Annotated in this window: 2 protein-coding genes and 2 pseudogenes; 2 read left to right on the top strand and 2 right to left on the bottom strand. The window is 33.3% G+C overall.

Annotation, left to right across the window (positions count from 1 at the left end):
- Together D0T57_RS15095 and D0T57_RS15965 are read right to left on the bottom strand one after the other, a co-directional pair.
- A pseudogene (locus D0T57_RS15095) lies at positions 1-99 on the bottom strand (transposase); the annotation flags it as partial.
- A 32-nt stretch (positions 100-131) separates the two neighbouring features.
- Positions 132-872: pseudogene (locus D0T57_RS15965) on the bottom strand (caspase family protein); the annotation flags it as partial.
- A 508-nt stretch (positions 873-1,380) separates the two neighbouring features.
- Here D0T57_RS15965 and D0T57_RS15085 point away from each other — a divergent pair.
- On the top strand, positions 1,381-2,442 hold the full coding sequence (locus D0T57_RS15085; RefSeq protein WP_163274302.1) for a hypothetical protein: 1,062 nt from the start codon (positions 1,381-1,383) through the stop codon (positions 2,440-2,442).
- Positions 2,443-2,519: 77 nt separating this feature from the next.
- Positions 2,520-3,797: a hypothetical protein gene (locus tag D0T57_RS15080; protein WP_163274301.1), complete on the top strand. Its 1,278-nt coding sequence runs from the start codon at positions 2,520-2,522 to the stop codon at positions 3,795-3,797.
- Positions 3,798-3,984 lie beyond the last annotated feature (187 nt).

Here is a 3,984-nt window from a genome sequence, read left to right as displayed (position 1 = left end):
TTTGATCTTGGCATTAAAGGATTCCGCCGAGGCATTGGTTGCTCTCCTATCAAAGAAGTTTAATATGGTTTTGTAGTGTGCTTGTACAGAGCGCATCACGGCTCAACGTAAAAACATGAGGGATTTTGAATTTACGCGTATAATTTTGTTAATCTGAACAAGAAAAAAGCTTTATCCCTGACACCTCTGAATTGCGATCTGAAAGCCTTTATTCCATAATATATATCTGATGTTACGTCCTTATATTCATGGTTAATTTCTTCATCCTGGCAGGCACTGAGTATTGTTATCGGGCATAAATTTTTGTCCAGCTTATGTGAAAAACGAAATTTGCGAGGCTCCCTTTTTGGGGGAACTGCCCCTTCAGGTCCGAAAATATATGATGTACCTCTGATATATTCATCCTCATCCTCAGTACGGGTTCCCGTACCACTATGGCAGGCATCCAACACAACTGTGATATTACCTGTTGACCCTGTTTTGACTCTAATGAGTTCAAGATACTTTCCAAGTTCATCATCCCTCAGATGATTTTCTCCTTCATATTTTCCTTTAGCGTATATCCGGTAGGCATCATAAGGTATTAATGCTTCATCCAGTCCATCTTCTTCGTCTCCATCGTTATCGATCATTTGCTGTCCGTGACAAGAAATATGAATATATATGTAGTCACCTTTAGCAGATTTATTATAAATATCAGTTAACGCATGTACGATTGACTTCTTTGGTGCTTCACTATTTGCCAAAATCTTTATATTTTCTCTTAAATATCCATGCTTTAAAAGCATTGGTATAATGATAAGAGAGTCGTTTGTAGCATGTATATTCTGCCATTCCCATCCACTACCTTGCGGATATTCGTCAACAGCAACAAATAATGCTCGATTAACTTGCCCATTCAATAAGACAGGGAAAAGAAAAAGAATAATAACAAACCGAAAAATCATAAAATTGCATTAAAATCTATTCCGTGCAAAAATAATCTAAAAAATCAAATTTCCAAGTTACATTTTATATCTCTCCCGTATTAATAAGTAAATAATGTATTAAAGGAAAGTATTAATAATATTTGCAAACATCCAAGCTTTCGCTTATTTTTGTTCTGTTCTAACAATCAAGGCGTTGATAATTTAGAATATAGTAAAAAATAACAAAAGCGTTACGATATTATCTCGATTACTGAAAATCGCCAAATTTTCCAAAAAAACCGTAGAGATAATAGCAACTAGCGCTCACGTCTGTTTCATTATAGGCGTGGGTCTGTTGTCTATCTGCGGAAGGGTGTTTGGCGATACCTCAGTAACAGATATGATGGCAGTACCCACGTTTTTTTATTTATTGGATTTTATAAATATTATAATGAACTAAATGACGAATCTTATGAAAAAAACAATCACATTCATTTTATTATTAGCCGTGTTATTCACATATAGCGGTGAATGCAGTGCACAGTTTCTAAAAATACTAGAGAAAAGTATAGAAAATGCAAGTAAACAGGTTGATAGGTTTCTAGGATCAGAAGAATCAGCAAATACAAACAATGCCGAAACCAATAGTTCTAAAATCACTGTTTCTTCTCCACATAGGAATCTGAAAGTAAATATAATCGGAGCGGAGATGTCAGGTGAAAATTACATTTTAGAATTTACAATAACCAATAAGGGTGAAAATATTAGAGATTATCGCATGGATAGAAGTACTAATGTTTATGATAATTTGGGAACTCAATGTCGGGCTGAAATTATCATTGGAAATAGTCAGAGTTCATTAGGGAGTTCTGCCGGAGGCAGTTTGCTCAATGATACACCGATGAAAGTAAGGGTAGTATTGTCAGGATTCAGTTCAAAGGCAACCTCATTCACTCAAATAAGAATAAAAGGCGAGGCATGGGATTATGGTTATAATAACAGACCTGATGGAGACTTCGTTTTCAAAAACGTACCTATTATAAAGAATGAAGAAGTAGAAGTTGTTATTCCAGTGAAAAAAGCAGATACACCAGTTGAAGAAAAAAGAACATCTCAGCTTATCACAGAGAAACCGATATCGCAAAATGTAGGATATGAACAGAAAGAAGTATTACCATTAAGCAATGTCATAAAATTTTCTTCGTACCCCAAAGCGGTTGAATTCAGAGAACTTTGCAATCTGGAATATTGGAAAGTTGTAGGAATAACATGTATTAAGGCAAATCGATTTAAAATAAAAGTAAAAGGTCTGAAAGATAGCCGACAACTTACTCCGGGCCAGTGTTCCCTGTCAATAGCTCAGGGTACAAAAGGTTCATTTGGAATAAAAAAGGCATATATTGGCGCTTATAGTTTCCCACGTATTCAGGAAGGAGAAGTAAAAGAATTTGAAATCGTGACTGCTCCTCCTCATGCTGAATTTGCCGGATTTGTGATATACAGGTCCAAAATGGGTTCTCCTTACGAAATCTAGAATCCATATGATTCCAGGTGGAGCGTTGTAAGTGGAGGTACAATAAAGAAAAATATAATTGCTATAACTCCAATTCCATGAAAACAAGATTAATAATAAAAGCACTTGCTGCTTTCTTTGTTACGATATTCCTACCCTCCTGTGGAGGAAATTTGCAAAATGAAGATGGGTTTATTATAAATAAAGAAAATGACTGGACTAAATTGAATCTGAAAGGAAAGGTTAAAGAATTAAGAGAAAGAGGAGAAGCCCGCAACGGATCGAGGTCTGTTTCTTATATTAAATTTAATAAAAATGGATATATTATTGAAAAGGGTTTTATCTATGCAAAGAATAATAATATAAAAGAAATAATGAAATATGACGACAATAACAACATGATGGAGCATACGATTTATGAATATTCCGGAGATCCATATAATTATGATGTGCTTAAATACGACAGTATTGGCAATTTGATTGAAAAGCAATACTACAGAAAAAACTATCAAAAGCAGATAGCACAATTGGATCGAATTGAAAAATATTGTTATGAAATTATTGATAAAAGAAAAGTAAACGTTTATCTCAACGATGTGCTCTCTGCCACTATTGAATACGATAAATACAAAAATGAGATATTTAAAGAAGCTTATAATTCTGATGGCTCTCTGTCAAGACGCTATAAAAATGAATACACATACAATGATAAAGGTAACATTCTGGAAAAAAAAGAATATAATGTATCATTACCGCCATTCACAATGGAAGAACCTGTCAAATTTGAATATAGTTTTACTTATGATGAAAGGGATAACTTAATAAGAAAGGTAACGATCAAACATCTTGATCTAATGGGTTATAAAGAAGAAAATAAAAGAATAGCCACCAGAACATATGAGACTAAACAAGAATGGCTATACGACACAAATGACAATATAATATACAATGGTACATATCATTACAGTTATAAGTACGACTTCATGGGAAACTGGGTACTTAAAACGAATGCATTAACCTATGAGCCATTATTTAGCCGGGAATATACTTATTACGATAATGACACCAATCAGAAGGCAGAAATGTCAATTAGTATAGATGAGGTTGAAGTATGCGATGGATCATCTTTTACTCTATTTATAAATGGAGGCGTTCCTTTTGATGATGCCAAAGCCCTGTTTAAAGTTAGGTGTTATCATAAAAAGTTTAATATTGAACAGGAAATATATTTAAATGATTTTGTAAAGAAATCAGAAAGTATATATGAAGTTGAGGTAACTCAAAATGGTGGTTATGATGAAGAATATATGCTTGAAGTACAAGATGCTAACGGGAATAAGAAAAATGTAAGTTTTACATCTGTCTTTTGTAATTAATGTTATTGTATAACATAAAATTAAATCATTATGATTGGAATGATAGGTTTTGGAATAGGAGAATTTTTAGTTCTATTTATTATTGTTGCTCACTAGTGTCCCATTAAAATTCGTTATTAAAAATCAAATAAACTTGGCTCATTAGAGTCGCCTGGTTCTTTGTCATATTGAAAATTAGTTTTGTTAA

Origin of the sequence: Dysgonomonas sp. 511, assembly GCF_010501105.1 — a bacterium.
GTDB lineage: Bacteria > Bacteroidota > Bacteroidia > Bacteroidales > Dysgonomonadaceae > Dysgonomonas.
This window is presented reverse-complemented; position numbering and strand designations above follow the sequence as displayed.